The organism is Bradyrhizobium sp. UFLA05-109 (genome assembly GCF_054185165.1).
This window is the reverse complement of sequence record NZ_JBBIAR010000005.1, coordinates 1-20002: the sequence shown is the minus strand read 5'-3', so window position 1 is coordinate 20002 and position 20002 is coordinate 1. Positions and strand designations below refer to the sequence as shown.

18 protein-coding genes are annotated in these 20002 nt (G+C 64.9%); 10 read left to right on the top strand and 8 right to left on the bottom strand.

Annotation, left to right across the window (positions count from 1 at the left end; genetic code table 11):
• Positions 1–81: 81 nt before the first annotated feature.
• The 4 genes from Q3C01_RS04505 to Q3C01_RS04490 form a co-directional block, all read right to left on the bottom strand.
• Positions 82–1059 carry a hydroxyacid dehydrogenase gene (locus Q3C01_RS04505; protein WP_458144126.1) on the bottom strand — a complete coding sequence of 326 codons (978 nt, stop codon included), beginning with the start codon at positions 1057–1059 and terminating at the stop codon, positions 82–84.
• Between the two features lie 13 nt (positions 1060–1072).
• Entirely contained in the window at positions 1073–2926 is a 1854-nt protein-coding gene (locus Q3C01_RS04500) for a TRAP transporter large permease (RefSeq protein WP_458144125.1), read from the bottom strand.
• Between the two features lie 7 nt (positions 2927–2933).
• Entirely contained in the window at positions 2934–3965 is a 1032-nt protein-coding gene (locus Q3C01_RS04495) for a TRAP transporter substrate-binding protein (RefSeq protein ID WP_458144124.1), read from the bottom strand.
• Between the two features lie 369 nt (positions 3966–4334).
• Positions 4335–4775 (bottom strand): DoxX family protein, encoded by a 441-nt coding sequence (locus tag Q3C01_RS04490; RefSeq protein WP_458144123.1) that lies wholly within the window; start codon positions 4773–4775, stop codon positions 4335–4337.
• A 96-nt stretch (positions 4776–4871) separates the two neighbouring features.
• Between Q3C01_RS04490 and Q3C01_RS04485 the strand changes: the two genes are divergently transcribed.
• From Q3C01_RS04485 to Q3C01_RS04475, 3 genes are all read left to right on the top strand, one after another.
• Positions 4872–5792 carry a LysR family transcriptional regulator gene (locus Q3C01_RS04485; RefSeq protein ID WP_458144122.1) on the top strand — a complete coding sequence of 307 codons (921 nt, stop codon included), beginning with the start codon at positions 4872–4874 and terminating at the stop codon, positions 5790–5792.
• 147 nt (positions 5793–5939) lie between these two features.
• On the top strand, positions 5940–7427 hold the full coding sequence (locus tag Q3C01_RS04480; protein ID WP_458144121.1) for a caspase family protein: 1488 nt from the start codon (positions 5940–5942) through the stop codon (positions 7425–7427).
• Positions 7428–7574: 147 nt separating this feature from the next.
• Complete coding sequence (locus Q3C01_RS04475; protein ID WP_458144120.1) at positions 7575–9242, top strand: SulP family inorganic anion transporter; 1668 nt, start codon at positions 7575–7577, stop codon at positions 9240–9242.
• A 6-nt stretch (positions 9243–9248) separates the two neighbouring features.
• Here the strand turns inward: Q3C01_RS04475 and Q3C01_RS04470 are convergent, their stop codons facing one another.
• From Q3C01_RS04470 to Q3C01_RS04460, 3 genes are all read right to left on the bottom strand, one after another.
• Entirely contained in the window at positions 9249–9644 is a 396-nt protein-coding gene (locus Q3C01_RS04470) for a hypothetical protein (RefSeq protein ID WP_458144119.1), read from the bottom strand.
• A 122-nt stretch (positions 9645–9766) separates the two neighbouring features.
• Positions 9767–11146, bottom strand: coding sequence for a Spy/CpxP family protein refolding chaperone (locus tag Q3C01_RS04465; RefSeq protein WP_458144118.1), 1380 nt, complete (start codon positions 11144–11146; stop codon positions 9767–9769).
• Positions 11147–11246: 100 nt separating this feature from the next.
• Positions 11247–12665 (bottom strand): FAD-binding oxidoreductase, encoded by a 1419-nt coding sequence (locus Q3C01_RS04460; RefSeq protein ID WP_458144117.1) that lies wholly within the window; start codon positions 12663–12665, stop codon positions 11247–11249.
• Positions 12666–12750: 85 nt separating this feature from the next.
• On the opposite strand from Q3C01_RS04460, the gene Q3C01_RS04455 reads away from it, so the two are divergent.
• Positions 12751–13269, top strand: a complete 519-nt coding sequence (locus tag Q3C01_RS04455) for a thioesterase family protein (RefSeq protein ID WP_458144116.1) — start codon at positions 12751–12753, stop codon at positions 13267–13269.
• 2 nt (positions 13270–13271) lie between these two features.
• On the opposite strand, the gene Q3C01_RS04450 is transcribed toward Q3C01_RS04455, so the two are convergent.
• Complete coding sequence (locus tag Q3C01_RS04450) at positions 13272–13445, bottom strand: DUF1328 domain-containing protein (RefSeq protein WP_027522311.1); 174 nt, start codon at positions 13443–13445, stop codon at positions 13272–13274.
• A gap of 253 nt (positions 13446–13698) precedes the next feature.
• Here Q3C01_RS04450 and Q3C01_RS04445 point away from each other — a divergent pair, with 253 nt between their 5' ends.
• The 6 genes from Q3C01_RS04445 (at position 13699) to Q3C01_RS04420 (ending at position 19879) form a co-directional block, all read left to right on the top strand.
• Positions 13699–16281, top strand: coding sequence for an ATP-dependent helicase (locus tag Q3C01_RS04445; protein WP_458144115.1), 2583 nt, complete (start codon positions 13699–13701; stop codon positions 16279–16281).
• A gap of 90 nt (positions 16282–16371) precedes the next feature.
• A complete protein-coding gene (locus Q3C01_RS04440) occupies positions 16372–16788 on the top strand; it encodes a hypothetical protein (RefSeq protein ID WP_458144114.1) in 417 nt (138 codons plus the stop codon).
• Positions 16788–17468, top strand: a complete 681-nt coding sequence (locus Q3C01_RS04435) for an OmpA family protein (RefSeq protein ID WP_458144113.1) — start codon at positions 16788–16790, stop codon at positions 17466–17468. The genes Q3C01_RS04440 and Q3C01_RS04435 overlap by 1 nt, the downstream gene beginning before the upstream one ends.
• 169 nt (positions 17469–17637) lie before the next feature.
• Positions 17638–18156 carry an Mpo1 family 2-hydroxy fatty acid dioxygenase gene (locus Q3C01_RS04430; RefSeq protein WP_458144112.1) on the top strand — a complete coding sequence of 173 codons (519 nt, stop codon included), beginning with the start codon at positions 17638–17640 and terminating at the stop codon, positions 18154–18156.
• Positions 18157–18188: 32 nt separating this feature from the next.
• Positions 18189–19220, top strand: a complete 1032-nt coding sequence (locus Q3C01_RS04425) for an NAD-dependent epimerase/dehydratase family protein (protein ID WP_458144111.1) — start codon at positions 18189–18191, stop codon at positions 19218–19220.
• A 29-nt stretch (positions 19221–19249) separates the two neighbouring features.
• Complete coding sequence (locus Q3C01_RS04420; RefSeq protein WP_458144110.1) at positions 19250–19879, top strand: methyltransferase family protein; 630 nt, start codon at positions 19250–19252, stop codon at positions 19877–19879.
• The last annotated feature ends 123 nt before the right edge of the window (positions 19880–20002 follow it).

The following is a 20002-nucleotide window of genomic DNA, read 5'->3' as shown; positions in this document are numbered from 1 at the left end:
GGGCATGAGCGGGAATGCTTCGCTTGACTGCCAGGAGCCGACATCGGCGTCACTATGAGTACTGCCCGGCTCAGGCGCTCTTCACGGGCGGCGGATCCAGCGTTCGGCATTGACCGCGCCCGGCGGGACCTCGCCCCTGATGATCGCCTCGACCTGGCGGACCGTTTCCAGCGACTGATATTCGATTGCCTGCGGCGTCAGGCCGCCCACATGCGGCGTGGCGATGACGTTGGGCAGCCGTGCCAGCTCCGGCGACGGCATCTGGTCCGGCGCGAGGCCGACGTCCATTGCGGCGCCTGCGATGCGCCTCTCGCGCAGCGCTGCCGCAAGCGCCCCCTCGTCGACGAGATTGCCGCGCGAAAGATTGATGAAGACGGCATGCCGCTGCATGCGCGACAGCGCCGACGCGCCGATCAGATTTTCCGTCTGCTCGTTGGCGATGGCGAGGCAGGCGACATAGTCGGATGCCGCCAGGAGTTCGTCGAGCGGGACGTGCCTGATCGCGGCATCGCTGATCGTCACGAAGGGATCGGCGACCAGCACCTCCATGCGCAGCACCTTTGCGATTTCGGCGAGATAACGTCCGATGCTGCCGAAGCCGATGATGCCGAGCTTGCTGCCGGCGAGCTGACGCCCCATCCGCGCCTCTACCTTGCGGCCCGCCTGATAATCCGCCGTGGTTCGCGACACGCCGCGCGAGAGATCGACCATGAAGCCGAGCGCGAGCTCGGCCACCGCCTGCACGAAGCCGGGACCGGCGCGTGTCACCAGCACGCCAGCCCTTGAAGCGGCCTCGACATCGACGTTGCGGATGTCGACGGCGCAGCGGACGAAGGCGCGGAGGCGAGGCAATTGCGTAAAGATCTCGCCGCGCGCCTCGGTCATGCGGTCGGCCACGATGATGTCGGCGTCTTTGGCAACGCGGACGAGGCCGGCGGCATCGAGTGGCGCCTCGCCTTCGTGCAGGATCACCTCGGCCAGCGCCTGCAAGCCTCTCAGGCTGCGCTCGCCGTAATAATTGCTGCGCATCTCCGGCGTGTGAGCCAGCAGAACCTTCACGGCGACAACTCCTCTAATAGCCGAACGCGCGCGGCAGCGCCGTCGAGATCGACGGCACGAAGGCGATCACGAGCAGGCAGAGCATCAACAGCCCAAGATAGCCCATGATCGGCTTCACCGTCCGCTCGATCGGCACATTGCCGATCAGGCAGGCGCCGTACAGACCGAGCCCGAGCGGTGGCGCGAACAGGCCGATGCCCATCGCGATGACCAGCACCACGCCGAAATGCAGGGGATCGATGCCGAGCTGCACCGCGACCGGCAAGAGCAGCGGCCCGAAAATGATCAGCGCGGCCGCACCCTCCAGCACCGAGCCCATCACGATCAGCACGAGGATCGCGAGCAGCATGAACAGCCAGACGCCAGAGGTCTCGGACAGGCCCAGCATGAACTCACCGACCGCGTGCGGGACCTGCTGCAGGGTCAGCGTGAAGGCGAGGGACTGCGCGGCGGCGACGATGAACAGCACGAGCCCGGCGCGCGTCGCCGCCTGCACGAAACTATGCGCGGCGGCTTTCAGCGTGAGCTCGCGGAACACGAGGCTGCCGACCAGGATGGCATAGGCCGCGGCGAAGGCGGAGATCTCGGTCGCGGTGGCAAAGCCGGTCTTGAAGCCGGTGAAGATCATGAAGATCAGGCCGAAGGATGCGATCGCACCGCTCCACAGGCCGGACACCGGGATCTGCGCCTCGGCGTCCTCGGTCGCCGCCGGCGGCTTGCCGAAGATGATGGACACGGCGATCAGCACCAGCGCCATCAGAGCCGCCGGCAGCAGGCCCGCCATAAACAACCCGCCGATCGAGAGGTTTGCGACGAAACCGAGGATGATCAGGTTGATGCAGGGCGGAATCGTCTCGGCCATCACCGCGGAAGCCGCGAGCAACGCCACGGCACCTCCCGGATTCTGCCGCGAGCGGCGCGCCGCCGGGATCAGCACGGAGCCGACGGCGGCGACATCGGCCATCTTCGAACCGGAGATGCCGGAGAACAGCACCATCGAGGTCACCATCACGACGTTGAGGCCGCCGCGCATGCGGCCGACCGCGCGCTGCAACAGCTCGATCAGGCGCACCGACATGCCGTTGGCTTCCATGAGGTAGCCGACCAGGATGAAGAAGGGGATCGCGAGCAGCACGAAATTGTCGATGCCGCGCGCCATCTGCTGGGCGAAGATGACGCCGGGCAGCGCGCCCTCCACCCAGATGAAGATCAACGCCGCCAGCGCCAGCGCAAAGCCGATCGGCAGGCCGCCGAACAGCGTGACGAAGAAGCCGATCAGCATCAGCGTGCCTGATGACGGCACCGACGCGGGCAGCAGCGCGTCCCAGGCGAGATAGAGACTGGTGACCACGATGATCGCGACGAGGCCCTTGGCGATCTCGGACAGCGGCCTTGCGCAGAGTTGATCGATCGCGAACACCGTCATGAACAGCGCGCCGACGCCCATCGGGTAGAACGTCAGCTCGAGCGGCAGCCCGGATCCCGTGGTCTGACCCGTGGTCAGCGTCCCCAGCTTGATGGCGTTGTAGGCGACGTAGGCCGAGATCAGCACGATCAGCAGCGCGCTCGCGGCATCGACCAGCGCGCGCAGCCGCGGAGCCAGCATGTCGCGGAAAAAGGAAACGCCGACATTCTCGCCGCGCGCAAGCGCGCTCGCCGCGCCAAAGAAGGCCGATCCGACCATCAGGCCGCGCGCGACGTCGTCGGACCATTCGACCGGTGCATTGAAGAGGAAGCGCAGCAGCACAGAGACGCAGACCACCACGAGGTCGGCGGCCAGCAAGATGGCCGCGATAGTGTCGCTCACGCGCAGCAGAAGGGTGATGCTCCCGCGGCGGCCGCCTGAGAGGGACGCGGCGGCTGTCATCGTCATCTCAGGCCTGGGTCGCGCGGATCATGTCGATGACGGGCTTGGATTCGGGCCGCGCCTTGATGAAGTTATCGGTCTGCGGCATGACGCGCTTCCTGAACGCCTCGCGGTCGCATTCGGCGACCGTGACGCCCTTCTCGGTGAGCGCCGCTAGAGCTTCCTTCTCGACGGCGAGTCCGTGCGAACGCGTGTCAGCCGCGGCCTTCTTCGCGGCATCGAGAAAACCGTCGCGCAGCTTCGCATCCATGCGGTTGTAGGTCATGTCACTGAAGTAGATCGCAAGCGGCGAGAAGTTGTGCTGCGTCAGCGCATAGAACTTTGCCGTTTCGAAGAACTTGCTGGCCAGGATGGTCGGCGGGTCGTGCTCGAGCCCGTCGAGCACGCCGGCCTGCAGCGCCGTGTAGATTTCGCCGAACGCCAGCGGCGTTGCCGCAGCTCCCATCAGCCGCAGGCATTCAGTGATGACGGGATTGGGCAACGTCCTGATCTTCAGGCCCGCGAGATCCTCGGGCGTCTTCACCGGCTTCTTCGCCAGCACGCTGCGCGAGCCGAAATTATAGGCCCAGGCGATGATGCGGATGTTGGCGCCCTTGAGCAGCGCATCCTCGATCGGCTTGGCGGCGCCGGCATCGAACGCCTTGGTCTGCTGCGGGAAGCTCGCAAAGAGATAGCCGAGGTCGAAGGTGCCAACGAGCGGCACCAGATTGGCCGAGATCGACGAGCCCGACACCATGAGATCAATGACGCCGAGCTTCACCGAATTGATGACGTCGATTTCCTGGCCGAGCTGGTTGTCGGGGAAGAACGCGACCTCGACCTGTTCACCGAGCCCGTTGGCCTTCAGCTGCTTGACCAGATTGTCGTAGTAGACACGGCCGTTGGCATATTTTGGATCGTTCGGCAGCGACGAGGAGCATTTCAGCTTCAATGTCGCGGCTTCGGCGCGGCCGATGATGGCGGGAGAGAATAAGAGGCCGGCGGTTATCGCCGTCGAGGATTTGATGAACGCGCGACGGCTCACTGGCACTGAGGTCATTGTGCTCTCTCCCCAAGCGTTTTTTATTTGTGCCGCGGTCGTTGCCGCAGCCGTTTCATTGACTGTAGGGCCAAAGCGACAAGTCAGGCAAGGGTAGCGGGAGCATCGTCGCACGAGCGCCGCGATGGCGAGCGCATGGGTGGAACGGCAGGCAAAAGCCTGCGCTTGCCGGTGTTTCCGGCACGCGGCACGGCGGCACGACGAGTGCCACGCTTCTTGATCCGGCAAAAGCCTATCGATCCAATTCAGGTATGGATCGATGCAGAAGTCATATTGATTGCGCTCGGCCTTCGCCATTGCGCGCTACGAAACGAGAAAAGGCTGCGGAGGCGATCCCGCAGCCTTTCTCTTGATCAGACCTTACGGGCGTCAGCGCGAATGCGCGCCGCTCAACTGGCCGACCGCGTCGTTCTGGCGCGAGGGGCGAAGCGCATAGGCGCCGTCGCCGAGCAGCGCCTGCGCAAGCAGCGCGATGGCCCAGAAAGCGGGATATTCCCAGCCCCCCTTGGGGTTGGTGAAGAAGAAACCGGCGGCGCCGTGCACGGTGAAGATGGCGCCGAGCAGGATCGGAATGCCGGCGAGCGCGGCGTAGCGGGTCCAGACCCCGAGGATCAGGGCGACTCCGCTCAGCACCTCAACCGTCATCACGAGGTAGGCGAGCTCGGGCGGAAAGCCGAGGCTGCCGAAGAACTTTGCGGTCCCGGCAGGGGTAAAGACGAAAAACTTCAATGCGGCATGGGCAAGAAACAGCGCACCCAGTGTCACGCGCAACACCAGCGCCGCATAGGGCGCGGTACGGGAATCGATCATAGCGGTCTCCTTCGATTGCCGGCCTTATGATCTATTCTCAATTCGGCGATAATCTGCTATTTTGGAACAATAGTTCACACTCAGAGAGTGAGATCGTTGCTCGACCGCCTGACCAGCCTGGAAGTCTTCGCCAAGGTGGCGGCGGTCGGCAGCCTGTCCGGCGCCGCGCGCGCGATGGGTCTGTCGCAGACCATGGTCACCAAACACGTTGCGTCGCTCGAAGGCCGGCTCGGCATCAAGCTGTTCCATCGCACCACGCGCCGGCTGTCCATCACGGAGGCAGGGCGCAGCTATCTCGAATCCTCCGAGCGCATCCTGGCTGACATGGAAACCGCCGACGCCGCGGTCGCCGCCGAACGGGTCGAGCCGCGCGGGCTGCTCCGCGTCAACGTACCGGTGGTGTTCGGCACACGACAGATCGCCCCGCTGCTCGGTGATTTTGCCGAACGCTATCCGAAGGTCACGACCGAGCTCGGCCTCAACGACCGGCTGGTCGATCTCGCCGAGGAAGGTTGGGATCTCGCGATCCGCATCGGGCGCTTACGCGACTCCAGCATGGTGGCGCGGCGGCTGGCACCGAACCGTCTCGTGGTCTGTGCCGCGCCGTCTTATCTTGCCAAATACGGCACTCCGCGCACCGTTGCCGACCTCGCCGCCCATAACTGCCTTGGCTACACACTGTCGCAGCAGGCGAGTGCCGCCGAGTGGCTGTTCGGCGCGGACGGCGAGATCCGCGTCCAGGTCAACGGCAACCTCCGCGCCAACAATGGCGATGCACTGCGGGCCGCGAGCCTCGCCGGCCTTGGTCTTGCTCGGCAGCCGACCTTCATCGTCGCCGATGATCTCCGGGCCGGGACCCTGGTGGCACTGAAGCTCGACCAGCCGGAGGTCCGGTCGTCGGCGGTGCATGCGGTCTATCTGCCGGATCGGCGGCCGCCAGCGAAGGTCCGCGCCTTCATCGATTTCCTGGCGGCACGCTTTTCGCCGGACCCCCCCTGGGATTGCGGCCTGTTCTGACGACGGCACCAGGGCAAGGGGCATCTCCCGCCGGGAGAACTGCCCAATTTGCCGCACATCCCAGAGTGAGCTGGCGCACAGACTCCATCATGGCACGCGGCTAGAAAAGCTCTCACCCTCGCGCGCATTGCCGATGGAGGTGACACCATGCGCCGTCCGGCCCTTTGCAATTGGCTTCTTGCATCCAGCCTTCTCGTTCTTTCTCAGCTCATCACACTGACGGACGCCTCCGCCGAAACGCGACTCGCGCTCGTAATCGGCCAGTCCGCCTATCGTGCGGTTCCGGAACTGCCCAACGCCGCCAACGACGCCAAGGGCATGACGGAGCTGCTCGGCAATGCCGGCTTCGATGTCACGACCGCACCCAATCTCGCCCAGAACGAGATGCGCCAGGCGATCAGCGATTTCGCCGGCAAGGTCAGCGCCAGCGGCGCCGACGCCGTCGCGCTGGTGTTCTATGCCGGTCACGGCTTGCAGATCGACGGCGAGAACTATCTGGTGCCGGTCGATCTCGATCCGAAGCGCGAGGCCGACATTCCCCTACAGGGCGTGCGGCTCAACGACCTGCTCAACACGCTCGGCGCACTGCCGACGCGTGCGCGCATTTTCATGCTCGATGCCTGCCGCAACAATCCCTTCCCGGCGCTCAGCGGCGCAGGTCACGGGCTTGCGATCGTCGACACCAAGGCCGGCGCCCCCGGCTCATTCATTTCCTACTCGACCTCGCCCGGCGCGGAAGCCGAGGACGGCTCCGGCATCGACAGCCCCTACACCATGGCGGCGCTGACGATCGCCAAGCAGCCGAACCTGCCGATCGAGGAAGTCTTCAAGCGCATCCGCATTGCCGTCGCCCAGTCGACGGACGGCCGGCAGATCCCGTGGGAAAGCTCGTCGCTGACGGCCGACTTCAAGTTCTTCGGCGACAGCAGCGGGCAGCAGCCTTCCGCTCCCGGGACTGGTTCGTCCGCGCTGGCCAGCGCGGGCCGCACCGTCGAGGACTGGCGCCAGGAGCTGCGCGGCAAGGAGCCAAAGGTCGCCTATGATCTCGTGATCGCCGACGACACCGTCGCCGCATATCAGGCCTATGTCGAGCTGTTCGCACAGGCCTCCTACACGCCGCGCCTGCGCACGATCCTGGAGCGCCGGCGCCAGATGCTGGCCTGGGAGCTGGCGGTCGCGATCAACACCCGCGCCTCGTACGAGACTTATCTCACCAATTGGGGCAACAGCGACCTCGCGGCAACCGCGCGCAGGCTTCTGCTCCGCGTGCAGAACCGCAACTACGGACCGACGGCTGCGGCCGCCGCAGTGCCGGTCGCCGTCGCGATGGCGCCGACCTGTCCGTGCTCGACGCCGCCAACGCCGGCAACGCCGATCAACCCGGTCGTCGCGCCGATCATCAAGAAGCGCGTCGACGACACGCCGCCAAAGAGGAAAGTCGTCGACACGCCCAAGCGCAGGCCGCCGCCGGTTGAGGTCGTGGTCGATCGCCGTCCGCCGCCACCACCACCGGACCGCGGCCCACCACCCGGCGCCATCATGCAAGGCATTGGCATCGGCGTCGGAATCGGCCTCGGCATCGGAATGGGCGGCGGCCGCGGTGGCGAGATGAACCACGGCGACCGCGGGTACTAAGGCTGTCGCCCGAGCTGGAAAGGAATGCCCGCAGGTGCACAATGTGCCTGCGGGCATTTCATGTTGCGTCGAACATTTCCTCCATTTGCTGCACGGGCGATGCTGTAGTTTGATGCCGGAAATATTGTCGTCCGGGGATTCGAACTGATGGCGCACGACGCTCCCACTGCCAAATCATGGCCGCTGTTCCGGTCGCTTGCGTCCTATTCGTTGCCGGGAGACCTGATGGCGGGCCTGACGCTCGCGGCGATCGCCATCCCCGAGCAGATGGCGACCGCACGCCTCGGCGGCTTCGCGCCGCAGATCGGCTTCTTTGCCTTCATGGCAGGCTCGCTCGGCTTCGCGCTGCTGGGCAGTAACCGCTTCCTGTCCTGCGGTGCCGATTCGACCATCACGCCGATATTCGCCGGCGGCCTTGCCGCGGTAGCCGCGACCGGCTCGCCGGAATATCAGTCGCTCGCGATCGCGCTCGCGCTGATGGTCGGCGCGATGCTGGTCGCGAGCGGCATCTTCCGCCTCGGGGGCATCGCAAATCTATTGTCGGTGCCGGTGATGATCGGCTTCCTCGCCGGCATCTCAGTCCACATCATCGTCTCGCAATTGCCGGGCGTGCTCGGCGTGGAAGCGCCCAATGGACCGACGCTCGATCGCATCGGCACGCTGGCGCGCGAGCTCGGCCGGTCCAATCCCTACACGATCTTTATCGGCTTCGGCGTGCTCGCCGTCGTCTTCCTCGCAGAAACGATCAGCCCCAAGATCCCCGGCGCGCTGATCGGACTTGTCGGCGCGACGCTCGCGGTGATCGGGGCCGGGCTCGAAGCCAAAGGCGTAAAGGTGGTCGGCACTGTCCCGGGCACGCTGCCGATGCCGACCTTGCCGAACCTTGCGCCCGAGGCGTGGGTGCGCCTCGTTCCGCTGGCCTTCGTGATCTCCGTCGTCGTGATGGTTCAGACCGCGGCGACGACGCGATCGTTTCCCTCCGATCCCGACAAGCCCGCCGACGTCGACCGCGATTTTCTCGGCGCCGGCGCCGGCAGCCTGCTCGCGGGCGTGTTCGGCGCCTTTCCGGTGAATGCGAGCCCGCCGCGCACGGGCATCGTGGTCGAGACCGGTGGACAGTCGCAACTGTCGGGCCTTGCCGCAGCGCTGATCGTGCTGGCACTGCTCGCCTTCGGCACCGGGCTGCTGCAGCACGTGCCCGACGCGGCGCTCGGCGGCATCCTGCTGTTCGTGGCGCTGCGGATCATCCGCGTGACGCAGATCGCCACGATCTATCGTCAGTCGTTCAGCGAGTTCCTGCTGATCCTGGCCACTGCCGCGCTGATCATCGTGCTGCCGATCCAGCAGGGCGCGTTCCTTGGCATCGTGCTGTCGCTCCTGCACGGCATCTGGAGTACGACCCGCGCAAGGCTCATCGAGTTCGATCGCGTGCCGGGCACCACGATCTGGTGGCCGGCGCATCCGCATATCGCGGGCGAGCGCTTGCCCGACGTCGCCGTGATCGGATTGCAGGCGCCGCTGTCATTTCTCAATGCTCCAAGTTTCCGCAACGACGTGGCGGATCTCTTGAAGGACTCGACGCCGAAGCTGCTGGTGCTGGAAGCAAGCGGCATGGTCGAGATCGACTTCACTGCTGCGCAGGCCCTGCTCGAGATCTTCAGGGCATGCAGTGAGCAGGGCGTCACCGTCGCAGTGGCACGGCTGGAATCGGTGCGGGCGCAGAAAGCGTTCGAACGCTTTGCGCTGTTCGACATCCTGCCGAGAAACCACGTCTTTCACAGCGTGCATGAGGCCGTCGTCACGCTCGCCAAATAAGGGCCATCACTGCCCGAGCGCCGGATAGTCCTTTTGCGCGGCCTCCCGAATCCAGTTCGCGTGGATCGCGCGATAGAGGATATGCGCGGTTTTGATGTCGCCCGCCTTCATGCAGAGATCGATGATGTGGCGGACGGCGTCGTCGCGCATCAGGTCGTCCGAGATCTTCATCGCGATCTCCATCGCAACGCGCGCCGCGCGTTCATAACGCTCGCTTTCGCACTTGCGCTGTTTCTCGAGCGATTTTCCGCCGTGGTCGGCGGGGCCACCGATCAGTTCGGCGCTTGCGGACGCGGACTGGCAGATGTTGCGGATACGATCGGCAGCCGCGATGTCGCCGATCGGCCACTGGATCGGCTCATCCCAGACGTCGGACGGCTTTTGCCTTGCGAACAACTTCATCGCCCCGCCACCCGTGGTCTTCTGGCCTTCGCATTGTCGCGCTTCAGCTCCGCCCAGCATAGAGAACCCCGTCGCCCTCTGCGAGGCGGTTTTTCCGGCCACGGCTTTGGCTTGCGGCGCGCTCAGGACGTCCGACGCGGGCCTATCGCCTCGAACTGCGCCTTCTGCTCGTCATTGAGCGTCGCATAGAAATCTTCGAGCGCCGCGCGCACCGATTTGACGCCGTCGAGCATCACGTCGAGCCGCTTGCGGATCGCGGCCATGCGCGCCGGCGGCGTCATCACGTCGCTGGGCTCGCAGGCCGCCTTGAGCGACGCGCTGACCTTGGCGCTGGTATCCTGGAGCACTTGCAGCGCGGCGCGCTGGGTATCGTCGGGGTGAAGCCGCGCTTCGATTTCGGCTCCTGGCCAATCGAGCCCGACAGGCGTACCGCAATTCTGCGCGAGCGATGCATTGGCGTTGTTTGAGGCCGCTCGGCGCTGGTCTTCGGCCAGCGCGTTGAAGCGCGCCTTCTGCTCGTCGGTGAGCGCGCCGTAGAATTTGTCGAGCGCGGGCTGAACCAGATCGACAGCCTTCACCATCGCCTCGACGCGCTGCTGCATGGCCGCGAGCCGGCCCGGCGCCGTCGCTGCGACCTGCGTCGGACAGGACGCGCGGATCAACTCGGCCGCCTGGATCGAGGCATTGCCGAGTGCATCGAGATCGGCGCCTTGCGCGTCTGTCGGCTGCACCGCGTCCGCGATCTGGTCGATCGGCAACCCGACAATCTCGCGGCGGTCACTGCCGCAGAGCTGATCGAGCGGAACGCCTCTCGCATGCCTGCGCCCGTACGGCCGCTGCGGCAGATAGGTCGCGAGGCCGTCATAGCCATAGGGACCGAAGATGCCGGCATAGATATCCGGGTAGCCATAGCCCCAGAAGCCGAGACCATCGCCCCAGATCGCATAGTCGTACAGATCATAATAGGCGAAGGGCCAGAACAATGGCCCGACCCAGCCGTAGAAGCCGCCGGGATGCTGCCACCATCCGTTGCCCGCGCCATGCCAGCCGACCAGCGCGGCGGCTCCTGCGATCTGGGCGCGGGCCAAGGGATTGCTGATCAGTCGGCTGTTACGGAAGGTTGCGGGATGCAGGTTCAGCGCATTGCGGAAACCGGCGGGATGCACGGCTGCATTGCGGATCTGGCCGAAACTTGCGCGGCCATGCTGGACTCCTGCGTGCGCAAATGAATGCCCGGCGAACCGCGGGCCGCCGCCATGATGGCCACCACCAACGTAAACATGTCCAAATCCATGGCCGGCGAAATGGCCACCACCACCGTGATGGCCGCCACCACCGAAATGACCACCACCGCCGAAATGACCACCGCCGGGACGACCACCACCGCCATGGCCGCCACCACCACCGTGTCCGCCCCCGCCACCGCCGCCCCTCGCCAGCGCTGCACCCGCCAACGCGCAGGCGAGCACCATCACAGCGATTCCCATGACCGGTCGCAACATCGCATCCTCCCGAATACCGTTGCATTTGAGGCATCGGAAATTGACGAGAATTGGAACCAGCGAGGGAACCAAAAGTTCCGGGTGCGCGACCGCGCCCGATCTAGTCGACCGGCACGATCTTGCCGGGGTTGAGGATGTTTTGCGGATCGAGCGCCTTCTTCAGCGCCCGCATTGCGTCGAGCGCTTCGGGGCCCAGCTCGGCCTTGAGGTACTTCTGCTTGCCCTGGCCGATGCCGTGCTCGCCGGTGCAGGTGCCGTCCATTGCCTGCGCGCGCTCGACCAGGCGATGCATGAACTCCTCGCCTCGCGCCATCTCGTCGGCATCGTCGACGTCGCAGAGCAGCGAGCAGTGGAAATTGCCGTCACCGACATGGCCGACGATCGGCGACAGCAGGTTGAGGCGCTTCAAATCCTCCTCGGTCTCGGTAACGCAGTCGGCAAGGCGCGAGATCGGCACGCAAACGTCGGTTGCGACCACGCCGGCGCCCGGCCGCAGCGCCTTCACCGACCAATAGGCATCGTGCCGCGCCTGCCACAGCTTGGTGCGGTCCTCGGGCTTGGTGGTCCAGGAGAAACCACCGCCGCCGCAGTCCTTGGCGATCTCGCCGAATGCCTTGGACTCCTCGGCAACCTCGATCTCGCTGCCGTGGAATTCGAGCAGCAGCAGCGGCGTCTCGGGAAGCGTCAGCTTGGAATAGGCGTTGCAGGCCCTCACCTGGGCGGCATTGAGGAGTTCGATGCGCGCCACGGGAATGCCGGTCTGGATTGCGAGAATCACCGCCTGGCAGGCGCCATGCACCGTTTCAAAGGAGACCGCGCCGGCCGCGATCATCTCGGGGATGCCGCGCAGGCGGATGGTGAGCTCCGAGATGATGCCGAGCGTGCCTTCGGCGCCGATGAAGAGATGCGTCAGATCGTAGCCGGCCGACGACTTTTTCGCGCGCGTGCCGGTCGTGATGATCTCGCCATCGCCCCGCACGACCTTCAGCGCCAGTACGCTCTCACGGATGGTGCCGTAGCGCACCGCATTGGTTCCCGAAGCGCGCGTCGAGGCCATCCCGCCGAGCGAGGCGTCGGCGCCGGGATCGATCGGGAAGAACAGGCCCTGGTCGCGCAGATGCTCGTTGAGCGCCTTGCGCGTCACGCCGGGCTCGATCACGCAGTCGAGGTCCTCGGCATGCACGGCGAGCACCTTGTTCATGTCGCGCAGGTCGATGCAGATGCCGCCGGCCGGCGCATTGACCTGGCCCTCGAGCGAGGTACCGGTGCCGAACGCAATCACGGGCACGCCGTTGCTGGCGCAGATCCGCACCACGTCCTGGATGTCTTTGGTCTCCTGCGCCATCACCACGCCATCCGGCGGCTGATTGGCAAGCCATGTCGTGGTGTGACCGTGCTGCTCGCGCACGGCCTGCGAAGTGATGAAGCGATTGCCGAAGCGCACGGTAAGCACTTCCAGCGCACTGGCCAGGGCTTTCGGCTCGGGCCGCGGCGGATTATTGGTGATGGTCATACCCACGGACATTCCTCCCGACAGAGAAGCGTGGCAAAGGACATATACCCGGTCAAGTCAAGCGATCGGACGCATAGCTAGGGAAGGAAACATGCCGGAGACTGCCGCTTCAGCGCCCACGACCGAGGACAAGACCGAGCCGTTCCGTTCCTCGATCATGCAGATCGAGCCGCAATGGATTGACTATAACGGCCATCTCAACATGGCCTATTACAACGTGATGTTCGACCGGGCGATCGACCAGCTCTGGCTGAAGCTCGGGATCGGGCCGACCTATATGAAGGAGCGTCACGGCTCGACCTTCACTGCCGAGTGCCATGTGCGCTATCTGCGCGAGATCCATCTCGGCGATCCCGTGCAGATCTCGGTGTGGTTGCTGGAAGCCGACGACAAGCGGCTGCACACTTTCGAGGAGCTGCGTCACGCGACCGAGGGCTGGCTGTCGGCCACCTCGGAAAACATGTCGCTGCACATGGACATGGCCCTGCGAAGAGTGGCGCCCTTCCCGGCCGACATTCGCGAAAACATCGCGTCCGTGGTCAAGGATCACAGCGCGGTGTCGCGTCCCGAGGGCATCGGGAGAAACGTCGCGATGCCCTCGAAACGCTAGCGCTACACCCTTGTGCGGCCGCGGGCCAATCCAACCACGGCCGAGATCAGGAACAGCACGACCGCGATGAAGAAGATGACCTTGGCGATCTCGATCGATGCGCCGGCGATGCCACCGAAGCCCAGGATACCGGCGATCAGTGCGATAACCAGAAACGTCACAACCCAGCCAAGCATGGTCAAAACCTCTGTCTCGATGTTTGTCTGCGGTCAGCGCAGCTACGCGCCACGCCGCGTTTGCACAGACAATCTCGACCTCGAAACGAAGGTTCCGGGCTGAGCGGGGCGGAAATTCGCCGAGGTGACAGGAACAAATCGGCCTTCGGCGTACGTGGAAAACCCCTCGCCGCCGCCCCATATAGGGGCTAATCCCTGTTATGAAGGCTCCCTTCCGCCACCCCGCGGTGCCATCGTGGGGCCACTGATTCGCATGACCGAGCCGAGCAAAATCACCTCTCACGTTTCCGACCACCAGCCCGCGGCCGGCGGCATTGCCGCGCGCGCCCGCGCCTCGGTGGGCCCGAAATATCTGACCGGCCTCAATCCCGAGCAACGCGACGCGGTGGAGACGCTGGACGGCCCGGTGCTGGTGCTGGCCGGCGCCGGCACCGGCAAGACGCGCGTGCTCACCACGCGTATCGCCCATATCCTGAGCCAGGGCCGCGCGCGCCCCGGCGAGATCCTGTCGGTAACCTTCACCAACAAGGCCGCGCGCGAGATGAAGCACCGACTCGGCCAGATGCTGGGACAGGCGGTCGAGGGCATGCCGTGGCTCGGCACCTTCCATTCCATCGGCGGCCGGATCCTGCGGACGCACGCAGAGCTGGCGCAGCTCAAGTCCAATTTCACCGTGCTCGATGTCGACGATCAGGTGCGGCTGTTGAAGCAGCTCCTGCAAGCCGAAAACATCGACGACAAGCGCTGGCCGGCGCGCATGCTGGCCGGCCTGATCGACGGCTGGAAGAACCGCGGGCTTAGCCCGACGCAGGTGCCGTCAGGCGAAGCCGCGATGTTCGCCAACGGCAAGGGCGGCAAGCTCTATGCGAGCTACCAGGAGCGGCTGAAGATCCTGAACGCTGCCGATTTCGGCGACCTGCTGCTGGAGAACATCCGCATCTTCCGCGAGCACCCGGATATCCTCCGGCAGTACCAGCAGCGCTTCAAATACATCCTGGTCGACGAATATCAGGACACCAACGTCGCGCAGTATCTGTGGCTGCGGCTGTTGTCGCAGGCACCGTCAGCAACCAAGGTCGTCATTCCGGGGCGCGTCGAAGACGCGAACCCGGAATCTCCTGATGAGTTCACGGATCGAGATTCTCAGGTGCGCAATTGCGCACCGGAGTTCGATGCTGCGCATCGCCCTGGAATGACGGTTGCTCCTGCGGCCCACGTCAAGAACATCTGCTGCGTCGGCGACGACGACCAGTCGATCTATGGCTGGCGCGGCGCGGAGGTCGACAACATCCTGCGCTTCGAGCACGATTTTCCCGGCGCCAAGGTCATCCGGCTCGAACGCAACTATCGCTCGACCGGCCACATCCTCGCCGCCGCCTCGCATCTGATCGCGCATAATGAAGGCCGGCTCGGCAAGACGCTGCGCACCGAAGACGAGGATGGCGAGAAGGTGACGGTCACCGGTGCCTGGGATTCGGAAGAGGAAGCGCGCGGCATCGGCGAGGAGATCGAGCAGCTCCAGCGCCAGGGCGAACGGCTCAACGAGATCGCGATCCTGGTCCGCGCGTCCTACCAGATGCGCGAGTTCGAAGATCGTTTCGTCACGCTCGGCCTGCCCTATCGCGTGATCGGCGGCCCGCGCTTCTATGAGCGCGCCGAAATCCGCGACGCGCTCGCCTATTTGCGCGTCATCAACTCGCCCGCCGACGATCTCGCCTTCGAGCGCATCGTCAACACGCCCAAGCGCGGGCTTGGCGACGCCACCGTGCAGATGCTGCACGATCATGCCCGCAAGCGCCGCATTCCGCTGTTCGAGGCGGCGCGCGCCGTGGTCGAGACCGACGAGTTGAAGCCGAAGGCGCGCGGCTCCTTGCGCGATCTCGTCACGCAATTCGATCGCTGGCGCGCCCAGCGCGAGGTCACTTCGCATACCGATCTCGCCCAGATCGTGCTCGACGAGAGCGGCTATACCGAGATGTGGCAGAAGGACCGCTCTGCGGACGCCGCGGGCCGGCTCGAAAACCTCAAGGAGCTGGTGCGCTCGATGGAAGAGTTCGAGAACCTGCAAGGGTTCCTCGAGCACATCTCGCTGGTGATGGATCGCGACGGCGGCGCCGAGGAAGATGCGGTGTCGCTGATGACGCTGCATTCGGCCAAGGGGCTCGAATTCGACAATGTGTTCCTGCCGGGCTGGGAGGAAGGCCTGTTCCCGAGCCAGCGCACCCTGGACGAACAGGGCCGCGCCGGCCTCGAGGAAGAGCGCCGGCTCGGCCATGTCGGCCTGACCCGCGCCCGACGCCGCGCAAAGCTCTATTTTGCGACCAACCGCCGGATCCATGGCACCTGGTCGACCACGATTCCCTCGCGCTTCCTCGACGAATTGCCGGCGGCCAATGTCGAGATCACGGAATCCAAGGGCGGCTCGGCCTGGGGTGGCACCGGCGGTTACGGCGCCTCGCGCTTCGACGACATGGAAGCCTTCGGCTCCAGCTATTCGACGCCGGGCTGGCAGCGCGCCCAGGCCAATCGCAACCGTGGCCAGGGTGGCCGCAACGGCGGCGGCCGCGGCGGCCTCGAGGAAGAGCCCTCGTCGTTTTCCTCCGCGCCCGATTTCGGCGGCAGTTTTTCATCACGCCGGCGCGGCCCGATGACGATCGAAGGCGAGCTGGTGGCAAAATCGACCGGCACGACGTCCGAATTCTCGATTGGCGACCGCGTCTTCCACCAGAAATTCGGCTACGGCCGTGTCGCCAAGATCGACGGCAACAAGCTGACCATCGCGTTCGACAAGGCCGGCGAGAAGAAGGTCGTGGACAGTTTTGTGCAGCGGGCGTGAGGCCGCCCCTGTTGCGGCGACGTTACGCCGCCGGCTTTCCTTGCTCCACGCCCCTTGACCATGGCGAACTTCCCCGTATCAGATGCGGCCATGGCCCGGGGCTTCATCACACTCGCCGTACTTGCATGTGGCATGCCGTCGCTGGCGGCAGCCGAAACGATGAGCTTTGGCGATGCCATCGGCATGCTGGCCAAGAGCTGCGGTGCGGAGATCGTGGCCAATTGCCGCGGCGTGAACCCGGATTCGACGCGGCTGAAGGAATGCTTGTCGCGCAACCGCGACGTGCTGTCACCGCAGTGCCAGACCGGTTACCTCGCGGCCTTCGACGCGATCCAGAAGCGGGTCGCCGCGCGCGTGACCGTGGCGAACGCCTGCCAGCGCGAAATCGTCAAGGTGTGTGGCGGCTCGACCAAGGAGACCAGCAAGTCGATCCCCTGCCTGATCTCGACACCCAAGGGCATCAGCAACAACTGCCTGAAGGCGGTCGACGACGCGGGGTATCGCTGATGCGCGCCGCCGGGCTCACCCTGCAATCGATCGGCCTCGGACTCGCGCTCGCCCTGGCGCTCGCGACAGGACCCGTGGGCGCGCAGACGGCGCCGCCGACGCGCGACGACATCGTCGCTAAGCTCAATCATTTCGAGCAGGCGCCCGATCTCGACCTCGCGGCGCTGAAGCAGCAGGTGATGGAGCGGGCGAGGACGCGGATCAAGAACGATCCGGGCCCGGTGAATCGCCCACTCATCGCGCCTGACCTTGCGAGCCTGCCGGCTTTCAACACGACGATCCAGTTCGACGACGACACGCCGATCATCCAGCCTTCGTCCTACCAGACGGTGGGCCGCACCGCGGATGCGATGGTTCATGCGTCGCTGCTGCCCTACACTTTCTTGATCGTGGGCCATGTCGAATCCAATTCGAAGACGCGCGAAGCCAATGCGATCCTGAGCCAGCGCCGTGCCGACGCGATCCGCGACGTGCTAGTCAACACGTTCAAGATCTCCGCCAAGCGCATCCAGTCGATCGGCCTTGGCGAGGAGCAATTCCTCGACCGCGCACGTCCGACCTCGGCCGCAAACGGGCAGTTGCAGATCCTGACGCTTGCCAAACTCCCCGAGGAGCAGGCCGCCCAACCTGCGGCGCCCAAACCTGCGGCGCCGGCCAAAAAGCCGGCAAGAAAACGCTGATCGATCACATTTCGGCGGTGCTCGGAACCCCTTGAACCCCTGACTGTTTTTTGCGCGCACACCGCCTCGAATACCTGCTCTGCGCGACAAATGCGCCGGTTTGTGCGGGGGACGAGCAGATGCTATAGGCTTGTCGCTTCCTCCGACCAGCATCCTCAGTGAGACCAAGATGGGTGGCTTTTTTCAACGCCAACTTGCCGTTTATGTCGAGTACCATCGCGATCCCCGGAACACGGCGATGCATGTCATTGGTATCCTTTTGCTGTTCACGGGCGCGGTAATGCCACTGACGCTGGTGAACGTCCCGCTGTTCGGGTTCGAGTTCAGCCTTGCGCTGATTCTGGCTTTGCCGGTCCTCATCTATTGGCTGCTGCTGGATGTGGCGCTCGGGGCCGGCATTCTGGCGGTATCGATCGTGCTGTTTTCAATCGCGACGACCATTGCAGCGCAAGTCAGCACTGTGACGATGTGGGCGATCTTCGCCACGCTGGTCGCGCTCGGCTTCGCCGCGCAGGCCATCGGCCACAAGGTATTTGAGGGGCGCGAGGCCTCGTTGTTCACCTTTCCGTCTCATCTTCTACTTGGACCGATGTTCGTAATGGCGAAATTATTCATTGCGTTGGGTTTTCGTCGTGACCTTGCCGCGATTCTCGCGCCTCTTCCGACCAACTCCCTTTCAACCCGATAGGTTTCCAGAGCGGAACAGCAGCAACCTTCTTCATGGCTCTCGTACTGGTTACCGGTGGCAGCGGCTTCATCGGACATCATCTTGTAGAAGCACTCCGCGCCAGGGGGCAGCGGGTGCGCGTTCTCGATGTGCGGTCGCCAGCCGCGCCGTGCGCTGATGTCGACTACGTCGCGGGCTCGGTGCTCGACGGCGAGGCCGTCGATCGCGCGCTCGCGGGCGTCGATCAAGTCTATCACCTCGCCGGCCTGCCCGGCATGTGGGTCGCCCACAAGCAGGATTTCCACGAGGTCAATTGCCGCGGCACCGAGGTCGTGCTGACGGCCGCGCAACTGCGCGGCGTGTCGCGCTTCCTGCACTGCTCGACGGAATCGATCCTGTTCCCCTACTCGCAGCTCAGCGGAGTTCCCGCAGAGGAGGCGCTGCAGCCGGCCGACGCGATGCCGGGCGCCTATACTCGATCGAAGTCGCTCGCCGAACATTGCGCGGCAAAGGCCGCGGCGGCGGGCTTTCCGCTCGTCATCGGCACACCGACCATGCCGATCGGCCCGGTCGATCACGATCTCACGCCGCCGACCGCGATGCTGTGGTACTTCCTGCAAAAGAAGGTGCAGCCGCACGTCAACTTCCTCGTCAACCTCGTCGATGTGCGCGACGTCGCCATGGGCCTCCTGCTCGCGATGGAGCGCGGCCGCATCGGCCAGCGCTATATTCTCGGCGGTGACTGCGTCCGGCTCGGACAGATCCTGCGCATGATGTCGGTGATCAGCGGCCGCAAGCAGTACCCCATCGCAGTACCCGGCAAGCTTGCCGAGCTTTCGGCGATCATGCTCGAATACATCTCCGACCACGTCACGCACCGGCCGCCCAACGGCACGGCCGAGGGCGTGCGCATCGCACTTGCCGCCAGCGACCTCTCGATCGACAAGGCGCGCACCGAACTCGGCTATGCACCCCGCCCGGTCGAACCGGTGCTGCGCGAAACCATCACCCATCTGCTCGCACGCGGCAGCCTGCAAACGCCGGCCGGCATCGAGCACCACGCGCTCAGCTCCCGCGCGAGCTGAGCCCAAGCCCAAAAGCAAGAACCTTCCGCATGTCTTTTGATTTCAGCAAGCTTCTCTCTTTCGCCTGGGGTGGCTGGACCACGACCTGGCCGACCAAAATCCTGGCGCTGATCTGGCTCGCCTGGCTTGCGAGCTGGGTTGGAGCCTCGTTCTGGCAGGGCCGCACCAAGAAGCAGGTGATGACGCTGGACTCGCAACGCTATCGCCTGCCGATCCTGATCGGCGGCATCCTGTTCACCCCGTGGACCGCCGAAGTGCTGAACGAGAAGCCGCTGTGGGTGCTCGGCGAGACCGGCGTCTACGTCGCAGCGCTCGTCGTGCTCGCCGGTATCTCCTTTACCTGGTGGGGACGCCTTCATCTCGGCAAGTTCTGGTCGAACACCATTACCCACAAGGAAGACCATCGCGTCATCGACACCGGCCCGTATGGCATCGTGCGTCATCCGATCTACACTGGCCTGATCGCCGGCATGCTCGCGACCGGCATCGCGGTCGGCACGGTGACGGCGATCCTCGGCGCCATCCTGATCTCGCTCGGCATGTGGCAGAAGGGCCGAATGGAAGAAGTCTTCCTGTCGAAGGAACTCGGCGAAGACGCCTACGGCGCCTATTGCCGCCGCGTCCCGATGATCATTCCGTTCCTATCACCTCGGCAATGAGCACGGGCTGAGGCGTTGCTCACAACGGCTTCAACGTCGTCATTGCTGTGCAAGTTCACTAATTCGGTGATCGAATGGTTTGGGTCTGGGCCTCGGCAAATCCCTTTGGTGTCTTGCCGCCGA

Coding starts and splice junctions, on each gene's coding strand:
- Q3C01_RS04445 (WP_458144115.1), top strand. CDS start 13,699: ATGACCGAGCCGAGCAAAATCACCTCTCACGTTTCCGACCACCAGCCC.
- Q3C01_RS04440 (WP_458144114.1), top strand. CDS start 16,372: ATGGCCCGGGGCTTCATCACACTCGCCGTACTTGCATGTGGCATGCCG.
- Q3C01_RS04455 (WP_458144116.1), top strand. CDS start 12,751: ATGCCGGAGACTGCCGCTTCAGCGCCCACGACCGAGGACAAGACCGAG.
- Q3C01_RS04450 (WP_027522311.1), bottom strand. CDS start 13,445: ATGCTTGGCTGGGTTGTGACGTTTCTGGTTATCGCACTGATCGCCGGT.
- Q3C01_RS04430 (WP_458144112.1), top strand. CDS start 17,638: ATGGGTGGCTTTTTTCAACGCCAACTTGCCGTTTATGTCGAGTACCAT.
- Q3C01_RS04425 (WP_458144111.1), top strand. CDS start 18,189: ATGGCTCTCGTACTGGTTACCGGTGGCAGCGGCTTCATCGGACATCAT.
- Q3C01_RS04500 (WP_458144125.1), bottom strand. CDS start 2,926: ATGACAGCCGCCGCGTCCCTCTCAGGCGGCCGCCGCGGGAGCATCACC.
- Q3C01_RS04435 (WP_458144113.1), top strand. CDS start 16,788: ATGCGCGCCGCCGGGCTCACCCTGCAATCGATCGGCCTCGGACTCGCG.
- Q3C01_RS04480 (WP_458144121.1), top strand. CDS start 5,940: ATGCGCCGTCCGGCCCTTTGCAATTGGCTTCTTGCATCCAGCCTTCTC.
- Q3C01_RS04495 (WP_458144124.1), bottom strand. CDS start 3,965: ATGACCTCAGTGCCAGTGAGCCGTCGCGCGTTCATCAAATCCTCGACG.
- Q3C01_RS04475 (WP_458144120.1), top strand. CDS start 7,575: ATGGCGCACGACGCTCCCACTGCCAAATCATGGCCGCTGTTCCGGTCG.
- Q3C01_RS04465 (WP_458144118.1), bottom strand. CDS start 11,146: ATGTTGCGACCGGTCATGGGAATCGCTGTGATGGTGCTCGCCTGCGCG.
- Q3C01_RS04470 (WP_458144119.1), bottom strand. CDS start 9,644: ATGAAGTTGTTCGCAAGGCAAAAGCCGTCCGACGTCTGGGATGAGCCG.
- Q3C01_RS04490 (WP_458144123.1), bottom strand. CDS start 4,775: ATGATCGATTCCCGTACCGCGCCCTATGCGGCGCTGGTGTTGCGCGTG.
- Q3C01_RS04420 (WP_458144110.1), top strand. CDS start 19,250: ATGTCTTTTGATTTCAGCAAGCTTCTCTCTTTCGCCTGGGGTGGCTGG.